15 protein-coding genes and 1 tRNA gene are annotated in these 18,710 nt (G+C 63.4%); 8 read left to right on the top strand and 8 right to left on the bottom strand.

Annotated features, from left to right (window positions below; all coding sequences use genetic code 11):
• Positions 1 to 303: hypothetical protein (locus tag CO656_RS30490; protein ID WP_210202581.1), on the top strand; the 303-nt coding region annotated here is incomplete at its 5' end.
• Positions 304 to 383: 80 nt separating this feature from the next.
• Here CO656_RS30490 and CO656_RS14355 read toward each other — a convergent pair.
• Positions 384 to 1,328: a LysR family transcriptional regulator gene (locus CO656_RS14355; RefSeq protein ID WP_037417367.1), complete on the bottom strand. Its 945-nt coding sequence runs from the start codon at positions 1,326 to 1,328 to the stop codon at positions 384 to 386.
• A 241-nt stretch (positions 1,329 to 1,569) separates the two neighbouring features.
• Here CO656_RS14355 and CO656_RS14350 point away from each other — a divergent pair, with 241 nt between their 5' ends.
• From CO656_RS14350 to CO656_RS14325, 6 genes are read left to right on the top strand one after another with little or no spacing between them, the layout of a single operon-like run.
• On the top strand, positions 1,570 to 2,775 hold the full coding sequence (locus tag CO656_RS14350; RefSeq protein WP_097526205.1) for an ABC transporter substrate-binding protein: 1,206 nt from the start codon (positions 1,570 to 1,572) through the stop codon (positions 2,773 to 2,775).
• 13 nt (positions 2,776 to 2,788) lie between these two features.
• On the top strand, positions 2,789 to 3,571 hold the full coding sequence (locus CO656_RS14345; protein ID WP_097526204.1) for an ABC transporter ATP-binding protein: 783 nt from the start codon (positions 2,789 to 2,791) through the stop codon (positions 3,569 to 3,571).
• 1 nt (position 3,572) lies between these two features.
• Complete coding sequence (locus tag CO656_RS14340; RefSeq protein ID WP_037417375.1) at positions 3,573 to 4,274, top strand: ABC transporter ATP-binding protein; 702 nt, start codon at positions 3,573 to 3,575, stop codon at positions 4,272 to 4,274.
• 3 nt (positions 4,275 to 4,277) lie between these two features.
• Positions 4,278 to 5,165, top strand: a complete 888-nt coding sequence (locus CO656_RS14335; protein WP_097526203.1) for a branched-chain amino acid ABC transporter permease — start codon at positions 4,278 to 4,280, stop codon at positions 5,163 to 5,165.
• Positions 5,158 to 6,159, top strand: coding sequence for a branched-chain amino acid ABC transporter permease (locus CO656_RS14330; RefSeq protein ID WP_179864765.1), 1,002 nt, complete (start codon positions 5,158 to 5,160; stop codon positions 6,157 to 6,159). The genes CO656_RS14335 and CO656_RS14330 overlap by 8 nt, the downstream gene beginning before the upstream one ends.
• 25 nt (positions 6,160 to 6,184) lie before the next feature.
• On the top strand, positions 6,185 to 7,780 hold the full coding sequence (locus CO656_RS14325) for a GMC family oxidoreductase N-terminal domain-containing protein (RefSeq protein WP_097526202.1): 1,596 nt from the start codon (positions 6,185 to 6,187) through the stop codon (positions 7,778 to 7,780).
• 4 nt (positions 7,781 to 7,784) lie between these two features.
• On the opposite strand, the gene metH is transcribed toward CO656_RS14325, so the two are convergent.
• The 4 genes from metH to CO656_RS14305 all read right to left on the bottom strand — a co-directional run bounded on the left by metH (position 7,785) and on the right by CO656_RS14305 (position 14,363).
• Entirely contained in the window at positions 7,785 to 11,555 is a 3,771-nt protein-coding gene (gene metH / locus CO656_RS14320; protein ID WP_097526201.1) for a methionine synthase, read from the bottom strand.
• A 172-nt stretch (positions 11,556 to 11,727) separates the two neighbouring features.
• Complete coding sequence (gene pmi, locus CO656_RS14315) at positions 11,728 to 12,885, bottom strand: mannose-6-phosphate isomerase Pmi (protein ID WP_037417446.1); 1,158 nt, start codon at positions 12,883 to 12,885, stop codon at positions 11,728 to 11,730.
• 11 nt (positions 12,886 to 12,896) lie between these two features.
• Positions 12,897 to 13,391: a heme-degrading domain-containing protein gene (locus CO656_RS14310; RefSeq protein WP_097526228.1), complete on the bottom strand. Its 495-nt coding sequence runs from the start codon at positions 13,389 to 13,391 to the stop codon at positions 12,897 to 12,899.
• A gap of 75 nt (positions 13,392 to 13,466) precedes the next feature.
• The gene (locus tag CO656_RS14305; protein WP_037417449.1) at positions 13,467 to 14,363 is read right to left on the bottom strand and encodes an ROK family protein; all 897 of its coding nucleotides are present in this window, start codon (positions 14,361 to 14,363) and stop codon (positions 13,467 to 13,469) included.
• Between the two features lie 212 nt (positions 14,364 to 14,575).
• On the opposite strand from CO656_RS14305, the gene CO656_RS14300 reads away from it, so the two are divergent.
• Positions 14,576 to 14,652: transfer RNA gene (locus tag CO656_RS14300), tRNA-Arg, on the top strand.
• A 134-nt stretch (positions 14,653 to 14,786) separates the two neighbouring features.
• Here CO656_RS14300 and CO656_RS14295 read toward each other — a convergent pair.
• From CO656_RS14295 to CO656_RS14285, 3 genes are all read right to left on the bottom strand, one after another.
• Positions 14,787 to 15,335, bottom strand: coding sequence for a c-type cytochrome (locus CO656_RS14295; RefSeq protein ID WP_234819769.1), 549 nt, complete (start codon positions 15,333 to 15,335; stop codon positions 14,787 to 14,789).
• Between the two features lie 26 nt (positions 15,336 to 15,361).
• On the bottom strand, positions 15,362 to 15,730 hold the full coding sequence (locus tag CO656_RS14290; RefSeq protein WP_037417529.1) for a hypothetical protein: 369 nt from the start codon (positions 15,728 to 15,730) through the stop codon (positions 15,362 to 15,364).
• Positions 15,731 to 15,865: 135 nt separating this feature from the next.
• Complete coding sequence (locus CO656_RS14285) at positions 15,866 to 18,649, bottom strand: LuxR family transcriptional regulator (RefSeq protein WP_234819768.1); 2,784 nt, start codon at positions 18,647 to 18,649, stop codon at positions 15,866 to 15,868.
• Between the last annotated feature and the right edge of the window lie 61 nt (positions 18,650 to 18,710).

Raw genomic sequence — 18,710 nt, 5'->3', positions numbered from 1 at the left:
TCCCGCGAGCTCCGCCGCCCACGTTTCTCTTTCTCTATCTTCAATTGTCAAAAAACCGACGGAAAAAACTCCCGTCAGCGTTCCCAAATCGGCCAAAACTCGCGTCCCAGCCCCAAAATCAGCATCCGCCAATCCAAAGGAAACTCTAGAGCGAAAGTCGTCGTCGCCAGCAGCGCCGCCGCCCTCGTCAGTGATCGGGCTTATAGACCCCATACCTCAGACACGTCAACAGACATTTTTAAAAAATCGATAGATTTTTGTAAGCTGCTGATTTGTCACACGGATTTCGACACGATCGACTAACCGCTTGAAATCGGCGTCGCGTTCCGGGCGGCCGCGGAAGGAGAAGCTCCTCCATGGCTGTTGCCTATATGGTTAACGCTCTATTGCTCTTCAAGGGGCGCATCTCGGCTGACCGCCGCCCGGCCTTCCCGGAGGAAGGAGCCGCGGCTCTCCCTCGCCGCTTCGACCAGAAAATCGCGTACGGCCCTCACCCGCGGCATCGCCATCAGGTCGCGATGGCAGATCAGCCAATAGGTGCGTTTCAGCTCGATCTCGTCCGGCAGCACGATCTCGAGATTGGCTTCGTCCTTGGCCATGAAATAGGGCAAGACGCAGAGGCCGAGGCCCTGACGCGCCGCCTTCAGCTGCGTCAGGATGCTCGAGCTCTGGAAATGGGCGCGCAGGCCCGGCTGGATCTCGCCGAGATAGTCGAGCCCGGGCGTGAAGATCATATCCTCAATATAGCCGACGAAGCGGTGCGAACTCAGGTCATTGCGCGTCCGGATCATCGGATGCCGGGCGAGATAGCTTCGCGCTCCATAGACATGCAGCGTATAGGGCGTCAGCACCTCGGAATGATAGGGGCCCGCCTTGGGCGCGGCGAGCGCCACGGCAATATCGGCCTCCTTGCGCGACAAGGACATGATCTGCTGGATCGCCACAAGCTCCAGCGAAATATTCGGATAGCGGCCGGCGAAGTCGGCAAGCCGGTCGGAAAGGAAGAAATTGCCGAAGCCCTCGAGCGTGCTCAGCCGCACGACGCCGCGCTGGGCGGTCATGCCGTCGCTGATGTCGAGCTGCAGCTGCTCCGTTTCCCGCTCGATCCGTTCGGCCGTCTCGACGAAGCGCTGGCCCATGCCGGTCAGCACGTAGCCACGCGGATTGCGTTCAAAGAGCTTGACCTTGAGGGCAAATTCCAGCCGGTCGATACGGCGCGAGACCGTCGCATGGCTGGTTCTCAAACGCCGCGCCGCGGTCGAAAGCTGGCCGGTGCGCGCCACCGCCAGGAAGAACTGCAGGTCGTCCCAGGTGAAATTCGGATTCATTCCGCCTCCCTTCTGTTCAAAAATGAACAGATGCTGTTTGCAATTTACGGTTTGACCCGCTTGCTTCCAAGTAGAATTTTCTGGATGGTAAACTTCGAGGCCAGCTGTTGAGGAGCATGTCTGGCCAAATTTGAACAGAGCGATACGAGAAACGGTCGGGGCCTCGAAAGGTCACCGCCGGGCCCTATGTGTTTGCGCATGACGGCCAGCATCACCCTGGACATCCTCGGGAGGAGGACAGATGAACAAGAAAGTGATCGCCACGCTTGCAATGCTGCTCGCCAGCAGCACCGCCGCTCTTGCCGACGCGTCCGACGGCAAGGTCAGGATCGGCATTCTGAACGACCAGTCCGGCGTCTATGCCGATTTCGGTGGCAAATCTTCTTATGAGGCGGCGCTGATGGCGGTCGAGGATTACGGCGGCAAGGTGTTGGGCGTCCCTATCGAAGTCGTGACCGCCGACCACCAGAACAAGCCCGATATCGCCTCCAACATTGCCCGGCAATGGTATGACACCGAGCAGGTCGACAGCATCATGGAACTCACCACCTCATCGGTGGCGCTCGCGGTACAGGCGATCTCGAAGGAGAAGAAGAAGATCGACATCGTCACCGGCGCGGCGACGACGGAGCTTACCGGCAAGCAATGTAGTCCCTATGGCTTCCACTGGGCCTATGACACCCACTCGCTGGCCGTCGGCACGGGCGGCGCGCTCGTCAAGCAGGGCGGCGATAGCTGGTTCTTCCTGACCGCCGACTACGCCTTCGGTTATTCGCTCGAGGAAAACACCGGCAACTACGTCAAGGAAAACGGCGGCAAGGTCGTCGGAGCGGTGCGCCATCCGCTGGCCACCACCGACTTCTCGTCCTTCCTGCTGCAGGCGCAATCCTCCGGTGCCAAGGTGATCGGGCTTGCCAATGCCGGTCTCGACACCTCGAACGCCATCAAGCAGGCGGCCGAGTTCGGCATCGTCCAGGGCGGTCAGCGCCTGGCGGCGCTGCTCTTCACGCTTGCCGAGGTCCACGGCCTCGGGCTCGAGGCGGCGCAAGGGTTGACGCTCACGGAGGGCTTCTATTGGAACCGCGACGCCGAAAGCGCCAAGTTCGGCAAGCGCTTCATGGAGCGCACCGGCAAGATGCCGAATATGGTCCATGCCGGCACCTATTCCGCCGTGACGCAATATCTGAAGGCGATCGAAAAGGCCGGCAGCGACGATGCCGACGCGGTCGCCAAGGAACTGCATGCAATGCCGGTGAACGACGTCTTCGCACAGAACGGCACCGTGGCGCCGAACGGTCGGATGATCCACGACATGTACCTGCTCGAGGTCAAGAAGCCGGACGAGAGCAAGGAGCCCTGGGACTACTTCAAGGTTCTGGCGACCATCCCCGGCAAGGAGGCCTTCATCGATCCGGCCCAGAGCGGCTGCGACCTCGTGAAATCCTGACCGGCGCCGAGCGATGAGCGTCGACGCGCCTCTTGAGAATGGAAGGCCGCGGGTGGTTCTGTCCGCCCGCGGTCTCCGCCGCGACTTCGGCGGCTTCACCGCCGTCAAGGACGTCGACCTTGACGTTCATCATGCCCGCGTGCATGCGCTGATCGGCCCGAACGGGGCCGGCAAGACCACCGTCTTCAACCTGCTGACAAAGTTCCTGCAGCCGACCGACGGCACCATCACGCTGCTCGGCGAGGACATCACCAACACCGCGCCGGACAAGGTCGCCCGCATGGGCCTGGTGCGGTCGTTCCAGATCTCGGCTGTGTTTCCGCACCTGACGGTCCTCGACAATGTCCGCGTCGCCCTGCAGCGGCCGAACCGGCTGGCGACCCAGTTCTGGAAACCGCTTTCGGCGCTCGACACCCTGAACGGCAAGGCCGATCAATTGATCCGCGCCGTTGGGCTCGAAAAGGAGCGCAATGCGGTGGCCGCCGATCTTTCCTATGGCCGCAAGCGCGTCCTCGAGATCGCCACGACGCTGGCGCTCGACCCGAAGGTCCTGCTGCTCGACGAGCCGATGGCCGGCATGGGCCACGAGGATGTCGGCATGGTGGCCGAAATCATCCGCGAGGTGGCGCGCGAGCGCGCCGTGCTGATGGTCGAGCACAATCTCTCCGTCGTCGCCACGCTCTGCCACCACGTCACCGTGCTGCAGCGCGGCGAGATTCTTGCAGAAGGCGATTATGCGACGGTGTCGGAGGACCCGCGCGTGCGCACCGCCTATATGGGCACGGAGGAGGCCTGAGATGAAACCGCTTCTCAAGGTCTCCGGCCTCAACGCCTGGTACGGCGAGAGCCACATCCTCCACGGCGTCGACATGACCGTCGGCGAGGGCGAGATGGTGACGCTGCTCGGCCGCAACGGCGTCGGCAAGACAACGACGCTGCGCGCCATCATGGGCATCGTGCGCGAGCGCAAGGGCGAGATTACCTTTGCCGGCGAGGACCTGATCCGCGTGCCGCTCCATCGCGTCGCCCACCGCGGCATCGGCTTCGTTCCCGAGGAGCGCGGCATCTTCTCGACCCTCTCCGTCTACGAGAACCTCTTGCTGCCGCCGGCCGTCGCCGAAGGCGGCATGACGATCGACGAGATCTTCGAGCTCTTTCCCAATCTCCACGAACGCCGCAACAGCCAGGGCACAAAACTTTCCGGCGGCGAGCAGCAGATGCTGGCGATCGCCCGGATTTTGCGCACCGGGGTCAGGATGATGCTGCTCGACGAGCCGACCGAAGGCCTCGCCCCGGTCATCGTCCAGCGCATCGGCGAGGTGCTGAAGAAACTCAAGGAGCGCGGCATGACGGTTCTCCTCGTCGAGCAGAATTTCCGTTTCGCCAGCAAGGTCGCCGACCGTTTCTATCTGATGGACCACGGCAAGGTGGCGGGCGAGTTTCCGATCTCGGAGCTTTCCGCGCGCATGGACATGCTGCACGACATCCTCGGGGTGTAAGTGATGACGATGATCTTCGGTATCCCGCTTCAGGCGTTTCTCGGTCAGCTGCTGATCGGCCTCATCAACGGCTCCTTCTATGCGCTTCTGAGTCTCGGCCTCGCCATCATCTTCGGCCTGCTGCGCGTCATCAACTTCGCCCACGGCGCCCAATACATGCTCGGGGCCTTCGTCGCCTGGCTGCTGCTCGCGCATTTCGGCATCGGCTATTGGCCGGCGCTGATCCTCGCACCGCTTCTCGTCGGTCTCCTCGGCGCCGCCATCGAACGCACCATGCTGAGAAGGCTCTATTCGCTTGATCCCCTCTACGGCCTGCTCTTCACCTTCGGCCTGGCGCTGACGGTCGAAGGCACGTTCCGCTATCTCTACGGCGCCTCCGGTCAGCCCTATGCGACACCGGCGCTTTTGACCGGCGGCGCCAATCTCGGCTTCATGTTCCTGCCCGTCTATCGCGGCTGGGCGATCGTTTTCTCGCTCGTCGTCTGCATCGGCACCTGGCTCGTCATCGAGAAGACGAAGCTCGGCTCGTATCTGCGCGCGGCGACGGAAAATCCGGTGCTGGTGCAATCCTTCGGGATCAACGTGCCCTTCCTGCTGACGCTGACCTATGGCCTCGGCGCGGCGCTCGCCGCTCTCGCCGGCGTGCTCGCCGCGCCGATCTATCAGGTGTCGCCGCTGATGGGCTCGAACATCATCATCGTCGTCTTCGCGGTGGTGGTCGTCGGCGGCATGGGCTCGATCATGGGGGCGATCGTCACCGGCTACCTGCTCGGCGTCGCCGAGGGGCTGACCAAGGTGTTCTATCCGGAGGCCTCCAATATCGTGATCTTCGTGATCATGGCCATCGTTCTACTCCTGAGACCCGCGGGCCTCTTCGGCCGGGATGCTTGACATGACGCTGACACTCGAACTTCAGAAGCAGAAGGAACGCACCCCCATCGTCGCCCAGACGGTGTTTCTCGGGCTCGGCCTCGCGCTTCTCCTGCTCGCGCCGCTGTTCTTCTACCCCGTCTTCCTGATGAAGATCCTGTGTTTCGCGCTCTTCGCCTGCGCCTTCAATCTGCTGCTCGGCTATACGGGGCTGCTCTCCTTCGGCCATGCTGCCTTCTTCGGCGGTGCGGCCTATTTCACCGCGCATGCGGTCAAGGAATGGGGCGTGCCGCCCGAACTCGGCATCCTCGTCGGCGTTGTCGGCGCCGCCCTTCTCGGCGTGGTCATCGGTTTCTTCGCCATTCGCCGCCAGGGCATCTATTTCGCGATGATCACGCTGGCGCTGGCGCAGATGTTCTATTTCTTCTGCCTGCAGGCCGGGTTCACCCATGGCGAGGACGGTATCCAGTCGGTGCCGCGCGGCCATCTGTTCGGCTTCGTCGACCTCTCGCAGTCCTCGAACATGTACTATTTCGTACTCGCCGTCTTCGTCATCGGCATCGCCATCATCTGGCGGATCATCAATTCGCCCTTCGGCATGATCCTGAAATCGATCCGCGAAAACGAGACGCGGGCCATCTCGCTCGGCTATTCGGTGCGGAACTACAAGCTCGCCGCCTTCGTCATGTCGGCTGCACTGACCGGTCTCGCCGGCGGCCTGAAGGCGCTGGTCTTCCAGTTCGCGACGCTGACCGATGTCGGCTGGCAGATGTCTGGCGAGGTCATTCTGATGACCTTGCTCGGCGGCATCGGAACGCTGATCGGACCGCTTTTCGGCGCCGCACTGGTGGTGACGCTGCAGAACTATCTGGCGACCTCGGAATTTCCGGTGACGATCATCACCGGCGTCGTCTTCATGGTCTGCGTGCTCGTTTTCCGCCGCGGCATCGTCGGCGAGTTCTATAATTCCCGCCTGGGCCGCCGGCTCGGCTTCGAGCACCGGCACAAGCACTGACGCGCGGTCCGACAAGAGAAAGCCCATGGAAACGTTCGACTACATCGTCGTCGGAGCGGGGAGCGCCGGCTGCGTCCTCGCCAACCGCCTGTCGGAAAATCCGGCGCATCGCGTGCTGCTGCTCGAAGCGGGCGGCAGCGACAATTATCACTGGATCCACATTCCTGTCGGCTACCTCTATTGCATCAACAATCCGCGCACCGACTGGTGTTTCACCACGGCCGCTGAGGATGGCCTCAACGGCCGGTCGCTTTTCTATCCGCGCGGCAAGGTGCTCGGCGGCTGCTCTTCGATCAACGGCATGATCTACATGCGCGGCCAGGCGCGCGACTACGACCTCTGGCGTCAGCTTGGCTGCGCCGGCTGGAGCTGGGACGAGGTGCTGCCGTTCTTCAGGAAATCCGAGGATCACTATCGCGGCGCCGACGACATGCATGGCGCCGGCGGCGAATGGCGGGTCGAAAAGGCCCGCGTTCGCTGGGCGGTACTCGACGCCTTCCAGAAGGCAGCAGCCGAGGCGGGTATTCCCGAAACAGACGATTTCAACCGCGGCAGCAACGAAGGCTCCGGCTATTTCGACGTCAACCAGCGCTCCGGCATCCGCTGGAACACCGCCAAAGCGTTTTTGAAACCTGCCAGGCACCGGCGCAATCTGACGATCCTGACCAAGGCGCATGTCCGCAAGCTGATCCTCGAAGCGAGGCGTGTCGCCGGCGTCGAGTTCCAGCACGACGGCACGACCAAGCGCGCGCACGCTCGCCGCGAGACGGTGCTTTGCGCCGGTGCGATCGGCTCGCCGCATATTCTCGAGCTTTCCGGCATCGGCAATCCGAAAATCCTCCGCGCCAACGGGATCGAAGTGCATCACGCGTTGCACGGCGTCGGCGAGAATTTGCAGGATCATCTGCAACTGCGTCTTGCCTACAGGGTCACCGGCGTTCCGACTCTGAACGAGAAGGCGAGCTCGGTCCTCGGCAAGGCGGCGATCGGCCTCGAATATCTCGTCCGCCGTTCCGGGCCGATGGCCATGGCGCCGAGCCAGCTCGGCATCTTCACGCGCTCGGGCCCCGAGAAGGAGACGCCGGACCTGCAGTATCATGTCCAGCCGGTGACGCTCGAAAAATTCGGCGAGCCGGTGCACCCCTTCCCGGCGATCACCGCCAGCGTCTGCAACCTGAGGCCGGAAAGCCGCGGCTCGGTGCACCTGAAGGGGCCCGATTTTGCCGCCGCGCCCGACATCCGCCCACGCTATTTAACGGCCGAAACCGACCGGGACGTCGCCGTGAAGGCGATCCGCCTCACCCGCCGCATCGTTTCGCAGCCTTCCTTCGCCCGCTACCGGCCGGTCGAATTCAAGCCCGGACCGAGCTACGAGACCGATGATGAGCTAAAGCAAGCCGCCGGCGATATCGGCACGACGATCTTCCACCCGGTCGGAACCTGCCGCATGGGGGCTGATCCGGAGAGCGTCGTCGATCCTGAACTGCGCCTGCGCGGCGTTGAAGGCCTGCGCATCGCCGACGCCTCGATCATGCCGACCATCACCTCCGGCAACACCAATTCGCCGACCATCATGATCGCCGAGAAGGCGGCTGGGATGATCCTCGCGGTAAACGGGTAGCCGCCTACTCGGCGGCCTCGGCCTCCGGCATCGGCACATAGTTGAGGATCGGTGATAGCCAGCGCTCGACCTCGCGCACATTCATGCGCTTGCGTGTCGCGTAATCCTCGACCTGATCGCGCTCGATCTTGGCGACGCCGAAATAATAGGCGTCCGGATGGCCGATATAGAGACCGGAAACGGACGAACCCGGCCACATCGCGTAGCTTTCCGTCAGGCTGACGCCGATTGCCGCCTCGGCGTCGAGCAGACGGAAGAGCGTCTCCTTCTCGGTATGGTCCGGCTGTGCCGGATAGCCGGGCGCCGGGCGAATGCCCTGATAGGGCTCGCCGATCAGTTCCTGCGGCGCGAAGGATTCGTCCGGAGCGTAACCCCAGAGCTCCTTGCGGACACATTCGTGCATGCGCTCGGCAAAGGCCTCGGCGAAGCGGTCGGCCAGCGCCTTGACCAGGATCGAGGAATAATCGTCATTGGCGCGCTCGAAGCGCTCGGCGATCGCCACTTCCTCGATGCCGGCGGTCACCACGAAACCGCCGAGATAGTCGTGCCTGCCGCTGTCGACCGGAGCGACGAAATCGGCGAGGGCAACGTTCGGTCTCCCATCGCGCTTCGTCAATTGCTGCCGGAGCGTGAAGAAAGTGGCAAGCTCCCGCTTGCGCGTCTCGTCGGTGAAGAGGCGGATGTCGTCGCCGGCGCTGCCTGCCGGCCAGAAGCCCACCACCGCCTTCGGCCTGAACCATTTTTCCGCAATGATCTTCTCGAGCATCGCCTGCGCGTCGGCAAAGAGCTGCCGCGCCGCCGGCCCCTGGTGCTCGTCGTCGAGAATGCGCGGATAGACGCCCTTCAGCTCCCAGGTCTGGAAGAAAGGCGTCCAGTCGATATAGCGGGCAAGCTCCGCCAGGTCCCAGCTCTCGAAGACGCGCGTGCCGAGGAAGGCGGGTGTCTTCGGCTGATGCGCATTCCAGTCGAGCTTCTGAGCATTGGCGCGAGCCTGCGACAGCGGCAGGCGGCGTTTTTCCGCCTCGTTGCGCGCATGGGTGTCGGCGACCTTCAGATACTCGGCGCGGATCGTCTGCTTGTAGGCGTCGCTTGCCTCCGGCGAAAGCAGGCTCGATACGACGCCGACGGCGCGGCTGGCATCGGTGACATAGACGGTCTGGCCGAGGCTGTAGCGCGGATTGATCTTGACCGCCGTGTGCACGCGGCTGGTCGTCGCGCCGCCGATCAAGAGCGGAATGTCAAAGCCTTCGCGCTCCAGTTCGGAGGCGACATGCACCATCTCGTCGAGCGACGGGGTGATGAGCCCGGAAAGCCCGATCGCGTCGACCTTCTCCTGCCTTGCCACTTCGAGGATTTTTGCCGAGGGCACCATGACGCCGAGGTCGATGATCTCGTAATTGTTGCAGGCAAGCACGACGCCGACGATGTTCTTGCCGATATCGTGCACGTCGCCCTTGACGGTCGCCATCAGGATCTTGCCGGCGCTCTCGCGCGTTCCCCCGCCGCCATTGGCAAGCTTCTCAGCCTCCATGTAAGGCAGCAGAACGGCCACCGCCTGCTTCATCACGCGCGCCGACTTGACCACCTGCGGCAGGAACATCTTGCCCGCGCCGAAGAGGTCGCCGACCACGTTCATTCCGGCCATCAGCGGACCCTCAATGACGTGCAGCGGACGCTCGGCGGCAAGCCGCGCCTCTTCCGTGTCGGCCTCGATGAATTCGGTGATGCCGTTGACGAGCGCATGTTCGAGCCGCTTGCCGACCGGCCACTCGCGCCAGGTGAGATCCTTCTCCTTGCCCTGTGCACCGCCCTGCCCGCGATAGCGCTCGGCGAGTTCCAGGAGGCGCTCGGTCGCATCGGCGCGACGGTTGAGCACGACGTCCTCGCAGGCCTCGCGAAGCTCCGCATCGATCGCATCGTAGACGGCGAGCTGGCCGGCATTGACGATGCCCATGTCCATGCCGGCCTGGATCGCATGGTAGAGGAATACCGCGTGCATCGCCTCGCGCACCGGCTCGTTGCCGCGGAAGGAGAAGGACAGGTTCGACACGCCGCCCGAGACATGCACATGCGGCAGCGTCGCGATGATCTCCCGCGTCGCCTCGATGAAGTCGACGCCGTAATTGTTGTGTTCCTCGATGCCGGTAGCGACCGCGAAAATGTTCGGGTCGAAGATGATGTCCTCCGGCGGAAAGCCCGCCTCTTCGGTCAGCAGCCGATAGGCGCGCCGGCAGATCTCGACCTTTCGCACCTTGCTGTCGGCCTGGCCCTTCTCGTCGAAGGCCATGACGACGACCGCGGCGCCATAGGCGCGCACCAGCCGCGCATGATGCAGAAACGCCTCCTCGCCTTCTTTCAGCGAGATCGAGTTCACCAGCGCCTTGCCCTGGACGCATTTGAGGCCAGCCTCGATCACCTCCCATTTGGAGGAATCGATCATCACCGGTACCCGGGCGATATCCGGCTCGGAAGCCACGAGGTTCAGGAACTCGACCATGGCGCGGGTCGAATCGATCAGTCCCTCGTCCATGTTGATGTCGATGATCTGCGCGCCGTTGGCCACCTGGTCGCGCGCTACGTCCAGTGCGGCGGCATAGTCGCCGGCGGTGATCAGCTTACGGAACTTCGCCGAGCCGGTGACATTGGTGCGTTCGCCGACATTGACGAAGGGAATCTCGTCTGTGAGCGTGAAGGGTTCGAGACCGGAGAGCCGCATGCGGCATTCGATCTCCGGCACCTGGCGCGGCGGATATTTTTTGACCGCCTCGGCGATGGCATGGATATGGGCCGGCGTCGAGCCGCAGCAGCCGCCGACAATGTTGACGAGGCCGTCGCGGGCAAATTCCTCGATCTGCGCCGCCATCGCCTCGGGACTCTCGTCGTAGCGGCCGAATTCGTTCGGCAGGCCGGCATTCGGGTAGGCGCAAACGAGCGTGTCGGCGACGGTCGAAAGCTCGTCGATATGGGCGCGCATCGCACTGGCGCCAAGCGCGCAATTGAGACCGATGGTGAAGGGCGCCGCATGACGCACCGAATACCAGAACGCGGTCGGCGTCTGGCCGGATAGCGTCCGGCCGGAGAGATCGGTGATCGTGCCGGAGATCATCACCGGCAGGTGGATCCCCTTCTCGGCAAACACTTCCTGCGTCGCGAAGATCGCTGCCTTGGCGTTCAGCGTGTCGAAGATCGTCTCGATCAGGATGATATCGGCACCGCCATCCATGAGGCCGCGGACCTGTTCGGCATAGGCAAGCGTCAGATCGTCGAAGCTGACGGCACGATAGCCGGGATTGTTGACGTCGGGCGAGATCGAGGTGGTGCGGTTGGTCGGCCCGAGCGCACCGGCGACGAAGCGCCGCCGTCCGTCCTCCGCCTCGGCGCGCTTCGCCGCTCGGCGCGCGAGCCGCGCGCCGTCGCGATTGAGCTCGTAGACCATGTCCTCCATACCGTAATCGCCCTGGGCGATCCGTGTCGAGGAGAAGGTGTTGGTTTCGAGGATGTCGGCGCCGGCAAGAGCGTAGCGGTAATGGATCTCCTCAATCACCTTCGGCTGCGTCAGCGTCAGCAGATCATTGTTGCCCTGCTGGTGGCAGGCGCAGCCGCCGAAGCGCTCGCCGCGAAAATGATCCTCGATGAAACCGAGCTGCTGGATCTCGGTCCCCATCGCCCCATCCATGATCAGGATGCGTTCGCTTGCCGCCCGATTGAGGGCCCGGAAGACTTCCGAGCCGTCGGGCCTGGGCGAGAGATCTCCGAAGAGGGACGCGGCGGACATGGGAAGTCTCCCGTTCTGAAAACGACAAAAGCTTTGTGGATTAAGTCACATAAAGATATCTTTATGTCAACATACGATCCGATCACAATTTTGGCCAGATGCAAACAGAGGCGCAACAAAAAGCCCGCCGCGGGCGGGGCGGGCCATCAAAGGCAAAACCGGAATCGATGCTTCACATCCGCTTCAGGCAATCCTCCACTTCATAGATCGCGCAGAGGATATGGTAGAAGCTGCTGGCCGGCGCGGGCTCGTCGACGAAGCCGCCGTCCGCCTTCTGCTTGTCGCGCCAGAGACCGCGGATCGGCGTTTCCAGGAAGCGCTGCAGCGCCGCGGCCGCGCGCGAGGCTGAGGCGAGGTAGCGTTGCCGTTCGCTGCCGTCCCCGAGCGCGGCAAAGCGGATCGCCGCCTTCAGCCATTCCGTCTGTGGCCAGAGCCGTGCCACCGGATCGGCAACCGACAGGTCGTCGAAGAGGGTCATGACCGCCACGTCGCGCTTCGGGCAAATGCCGTGCGCTTCGCCGATCTCGAAAAGCCGGCGCGCCTTGACGATCGCTTCCGCATTGCCGCGCCGTTCCGCCCAGCGCAGGAGCAGCCAAGCCCATTCGAACTGGTGGCCGGGTTCGACGATGCGACCCTTTTCGCCCGGAAAGGGTGTCCAGTCGTGCTCGAAGAACTCGCGCAGCACACCGGTCTCGGCGTCGATGAAGCAATCCATCGCCAGATGGGCGATCTCGTCGGCGAGATTGGCCCAGGCGACCCGATCGAATCCGTCCACCGCTTCGCTGGCGAGGCAGGCCTCGAAGAGGTGCATATGCGGGTTGGAGCCGAGCGGCAGGCGTGGCGGATTATCCTCCTCGAAACCCGCCACCGGATGCTTGCAATGAGCCTCCAGCCTCTGTCGCAGATCGTTGCTGCGCCCCACCATCTCGGCCTTCCGCTCCGGGATCACCTCGGCGAGATAAGCGAAGGCAAGCAGGGCAAAGGCCTGGTTGTAGAGGTCGAAGGACGGATCGACGATCTCCCCGTCGGCAGTGGCAAGCGCGCCATAGAAGTCGCTCGGCTGCCGGTAGACCCGATCGAAATAAGAAAGCCCACCTTCGGCGGCCAAGCGCCAGTCGCCGTGCCAGCCGCGCCGCCCCGCCTCCGCGAAGCAATAAACCTGGCGGGGCTGGACGCGAGAGCGGCGATCGGCCCGCGTCGGCTCGCCGGCCATGTCGATCGTCTCGACGAAGCCGCCGCCGGCCGCATCGAACCCCTTATCGCGCCAGAGCGGCAAAGCGGCTTCGGCGAGCCAGCGGCCGAGCTCCGTCGCCTGCAATGAAATGTCCATCGGTCCGCTCATCAGGTTTCGAGTTTCAGCTCGTCGTGATTCGCGCCGAGGAGCTCGGCGAGCGCCTCGACGACCAGATTGTGGTCGTCGCGCTGCGGCAAGCCCGACACGGTGACGGCGCCGACGCAGCCGGTTCCCTTCACGACGATCGGGAAGCTGCCGCCATGCGCGGCATATTCGGCATCCGGCAGGCCGAGCTTGGCTTGCAGGTTGGTCTGCTGCTTTAGGAGGCTGAGGCCGGTGGCGTAGCTGCTCTTGAACAGGCGGAAGACCGTATTGCGTTTGCGCCGCACCCAGTTCGGATTGTCCGGCGTCGCGCCATCGAGCGCCGCATAGAAGACCTGCATGGAGAACAGCGTGATGTCGATGACGACGCCGAGCTTGCGCTCGGCCGCCATGCGGCGGAGCGTCGATCCGAGCGTCCAGGCCGTTTCGAGATCGAAGCCCTCGAACTGCAACTCCTGTTCCTGGCGCGTAATCCGGCGCAGATCATTGTCGATGTTCATGATGCCTCCGCTTGTCATGATCGAATTGGAGGGCGATGCCTCCTCTGGCCTGCCGCCGCCAAGTCTCGGCACGCCCTATTCCTTCCACAGCCAGGCGGCGCCGCGCACGCCGGAACTGTCGCCGTGCACCGCCTTGCGGATCGGCGTCTCGAAACTGTCGCCGAACAGGTATTTGGTGATCAACCCAGGCACTTCGCCGTAGATCTCGTCGACATTCGACATGCCACCGCCGAGCACGAAAACGTCCGGATCGACGATATTGGTCAGAAGCGCCAGGCTGCGGGCAAGCCGGTCGACGAAGCGTTGGTAGACGCCGATCGCCACCGGATCGCCGGACCGCTTCGCCTCAATGATGTCGCGGCCGCGGCGGTCGGTGCCGGTCGTCAGGCGATAATCGAGTTCGAGCCCGGTGCCGCAGGCATACATGTCGAGGCAGCCGAGCTTGCCGCACCAGCATTTGTGGCCGGGATATTCGTCCCTGGTCATCCAGGGCAGCGGATAATGGCCGATCTCCGCGGCGATGCCCTGATAGCCGGCATGCACCTTCTTGCCGATCGCCAGCCCGCCGCCATGGCCGGTGCCGACGATGATGCCGAAGACGACATGCGCCTCCTTGCCGGCCCCGTCGACCGCCTCGGAGACCGCCAGGCAATTGGCGTCGTTGGCAAGCCGCACCTTGCGTCCCAGCGCGGCCTCGAGGTCGCGCCCGAGCGGCTTGCCGTTGATGAGCACGGCGTTGGAGTTGCGGACGATCCCGGTCCGCGGATTGGGACTGCCGGGAATGCCGATGCCGATCGACCCGCGTTCGCCGGCCGTCTCTTCGGCGGCAGCGACGAGATCGACCACGGCACGGATGCACGCGTCATAGCCGCTGGTCGGGGTTGCGACGCGATGCCGGGCACGCGTCTCGCCATCGCGGCTAAGCGCGATGACTTCCATTTTGGTGCCGCCCCAATCGATTCCGATGAACATGCGCGGATCAGGTCCCAGGATGGATGTAGCTGCGGGAAAGGGCGGCATCTCCTCCAGCCGCCGCCGGCCCCTGCTTAGCATCCACCCCGTCGATGACGCTAGCCCCATGATTTCGCATCGGCGCATCGGCCTCCACACGGGGGCAAATCGCCGGCCGAGGCGCAAAAACACTTGGCGAACAGGTCTCGCTTTTGTATGGGTCTATGCCGAGTGGTCCCGTAGCTCAGCAGGATAGAGCATCAGATTCCTAATCTGGGGGTCGCGCGTTCGAATCGCGCCGGGATCACCATTTGAATTGAATCCCAATAATCACCTAAGCGCAGAACGTGTCTGATCGGGTGACTCCCGAAGGTCCTTTTGCGCCAGCGCTCTTGAGAACGCTTCGCCCTCCGGAAATCAAGCTTCTACGTTGTCGAAGCGGCTCTACGGCTCCAGTCTCTTTGGCCGCCCCCGGCCGAGTGCGCCGTCGGCGCGGGCCTGCAGATAGGCGTAAATGTCGTCGATATAAGGCGCGAAATTGGGGTCGTCGGCGAACCCTTTCATGAACGAGTTTTCGCTGCTGCTCTGGCCGTCGCGAACAACGCGCCTGAAGTTCTCGATATCGAGCGGCCGGTCGACAAGAGAGGACGCAATGGTCGAGCCCACTCCATCGGGGCCGTGGCAATGGTTGCACCCGCCATGATAACGTCGGTAACCATTGTAGGTCCGCGCATCGGCCATGCCATCGACAACTTTATAGAGCTTGTCGGCCGCGGCGTCCTGCGAAAATCCCCCGGAACCGAGCGCGAAGCCACAGGCGAGGGCGAATAGAACCAGGTGCTGCGGTTGCAATGGACGCCTCTTCCACAGGAAGGCGTTTAGGAGGCGATCGGCCGCGTGTACGATGGTCGACGTCCCGAATTCGCATTCCTGCGGTGGTGAGGGGGCGGGCTGCTGGGCCGGCATCTCCTGAGTGAAGCGCGCACGAATCACCCGAGATATCTTTGACCCAAAAAGAGTCACTCCTTGAGTACGGCGCTGGTTGCGACGCTGTCGATCAGATTGCCGCTGGGCTCCTGCACGTGGAGAATTTCGCCCTCGCGTATGATCTCGAAGTCGGCAGACGGCTGGCCGATGGCTTGCGGCACAGAGATCATCAGCCGCTCCCCCGGTCCGAGTGTGGACACGAAGCGTATCGGCTGCGCTTCCGCTCCAGAGGCCAAAGTCGCAACCACCCGATAGCCGTCTTTCTCGACCGTGTAATACACCGCACCATCGAAGAGACCGAGATGAACGCTGTGGCCATTTCCCGGCGCCAGTTCTGACGCGACGGCAACCCCTGTCATGGCGAGTAAGGCCATTGCGCATGCGGTAGAACATCTGGTCATCGTTTCTCCTCCTCCGCAATAGACTGTCTGGGCAGTCTTTTCCCATCATCGGAGCCTATGCGTGCAGCCGCCAAGTCACATCGGTACCGGCCCCCAATTTGCCGGGCGCCGGTTCCCTAAATTTCGCGAGCTTGCCTAGTTTTCGACAGTTTGCAGGGCGTCGGCGGTTGACAGGAGCCATGGCTCGCCGCGCAGGCGCAGGAGCACTTCCATCCGGTTGGCGGCGTTGAATTTGCCAAGCACGGCCGAGACCTGATGCTCGATCGTGCGCGGAGAGCGTGACAGACGCTGGGCGGCTTCCTTGTTGCTCATGCCCGCCGCGATCAAGGCGAGCACTTGTTGTTCGTGCCGCGTCAGCCCGAGCGGGTGACGGCGGGCGGTCCCGTATGGCCCCCTGCGGCTCTTCGGCAATTGGCCCGCAATACCTAAGCGCTGCGCCTGCTTCCGCGCCAGCGCCGCAGCGGGACGCGCCCCCAACGACTCGAACATCGTGACGGCGCGAGCCAGTGCCGGCCCAGTACCGCCTCCGCGAACCTGCATCAGGGCGAGCGCCGCTTCATAGGGAAGCCCGAGGCGATCCCATTCGGCTGCCGCCGCCAAGGGATCGCCGCGGAGTTCGGCAGAGCGCGGCAAGGGAATCTGTACCTTCGACTCCGGCAGCGGCGTGGCCATACCGCATCGCTGCCACCAGACCGCCAGTTCGCCGAAGTCCCAGCTACGGAAATTGTCGAGATCCATTGCCGCGACGGCAGTCAACTGCTCGTGACCAGCACTGTGATCTTCGGCAAGCCAGGCCGCTTCGGCCAGCGCCAGGCGGACTGGCACGATACGCTGGGGCTCTCCCGTCGCCAATCCCTCATGGAGGGCCTGCTGGAGAAGCGCCAAACCACCGGGCTCGCCCAGCCGCACACGCACAGTTCCGAGCACGGTAAGCGCCGGCAAGTGCATGACCATCGGCAGGCGTACCAGATTCATGACGCCCTGCGCAATGGTCTCAGCTTCGCGAAAACGGCCCTGCTCCATCCGAAGCTGCGCTTGTCGACCGAGCAGGTATTGCGCTGCCGAATCGAGATCGTGCCTGCTGGCGAATGCGATGCCTTCGGCCAACAGGCGTTCGGCCAGGACAAAGTCCTTGGACACGACCGCGCATTCCGCGAAGTTGGTGTAGGCTCGCGCCGCATGGTCGTGGAACTCGTGCTCGAGCGCCAGTGCCAGGCTTTCCTCAAGCCGCTCGCGGCCGCCCGGGCGGGCGGCGAAAAGGAGCGCGGTGCCGACATTGTTCAAAGCGTGAACGCGCGTTTCGATCTCACCCAATCGGTCGCCGAGTGCGATCGCCCGCATCCCCCAATCTATCGCTTCGTCGAAGCGATAGTGGAGCATATGAAGTTGAGAGCGTGTGCTATAGGCCATCGCCAGTTCCGAGCCGGGCGGCAGCTTTTCCATTTCGCGCACCGCCTGCTCTGCGTAGTCCTCTGCCGGCTGGCCTTCGCCGCGGCGCCAGTGCAGCCGCGATAGCCTGCACAGGTTGGGACCGATCCTGTCGATGCGTCCGAGTTCGCGCCAGATCGCGATGGCACGATGGTGCGCCTCGATCACCGGTTCGTAGACGAGGAGCGTCAGTCCGGCCTCGTAAGCCCAGTCCTCGTAAAGCCGTGCGGTCAGCTCCGGTGCCGCCCGCGCAACGTATCTGAGAGCCATCGCCAAATGCGAGGCCGCCTCTCGGTGGGCGCCCAGACGCGCCGCATGCGCTGCGGCTTGCGGCGCGAGTTCGAGAACGCGTGCCCCATCATCGGCTCCAGCCGCGTGGTGTACCCGGCGTGAAAGCAGGGTAGATGCTTGTGTCGTGAGGACTTGCGACAGCGCTGTCTCCACCTTTGCATGGAGTGACCTCTGAAGGGTCGGTGCCAGCCGGTCGAGCGTCGCCTGCCGGGCAAGCTCATGTCGAAACGTCACGTCCCCTTGGTTGTCTCGCCGCAACAGTCCGCGCGCCACGCACTGGTCAACCAGTGCCTCGGCCTCGACACCGAGCAGAGCCCGGGTAAGGGAAGGCTCCACGCTGCCTGGCACTATGCTGATCACTTCAAGTACTTCACGCTCACCCGCTGTCAGCCGCGACAGGCGCGCCCAGACCGCATCGCGTATCGAATCCGGTACGCGCCCAGGCTCGGTCGCGCCGCTTGCCAAAAGTTCGGTGACGAAAAAGGGATTGCCCTCCGTAATGCGATAGAGATCAGCGGCGCAGCGGCCCGCCTGCTCAGCCAGTATGGCCACTGCTGCGGGAGACAGCGGTTCAAGCACTATGCGCGTGACTGACGCGGACGGAAGATCGCCGAGCACGTGCGTCAGGGGATGATCGGCGCCGATTTCATCGCTGCGCAGACTGAGTACCAGCACGGTGGGAAGCAACGAGATGCGGCGACCAAGATATCTCACAAGGTCCAGCGTCGCGTTGTCGGCCCAGTGTACATCCTCGAAGATGAGTATGATCGCACTACTGGCGTGCTGGAGCACATTCAATAACGCCGGAAAGAGGCGCTCTGGCGGAGCCGCCTGATCGAGCAGTGCTGCCACGCGCGGGTCAAACGATTGCCCCATGTCCTGCAAAGGTCCGAGCGGACACGGCGTGAAAAGCGCCTCGCACCAGCCCCACAACACCCGGCAGTCTTTATCCACCTGCTCGGCGAACTCGCGCAGGAGAGAACTCTTGCCGATCCCGGCTTCGCCTTCCAGCAGCACTGTGCTGCCCCGACCGACCGCCGCACTCCGTATTGCGGCCAGCAAAGCCTCGAGTGGACCCTCTCGATCGAGCAGCATCGCGAATTCCCCTTCGGGAGTATAGCAAACAACGATGAGGTTTGTGCGCGTTGAAGGCCGCATTCCGACAAATAAATCGGTATGGCTTTTCGTATTGTCTTCCAAATGGCGAGTAATCCTCTTGTGGTTGCTCCAGCGCTACGTCGAAACCATGCCGCGAATGCAG

This window comes from Sinorhizobium sp. FG01 (assembly GCF_002531875.1).
Taxonomy (GTDB): Bacteria; Pseudomonadota; Alphaproteobacteria; order Rhizobiales; family Rhizobiaceae; genus Sinorhizobium; species Sinorhizobium fredii_C.
The sequence above is the reverse complement of the archived record's forward strand: the minus strand, read 5'-3'. Positions and strand labels throughout refer to the sequence as shown.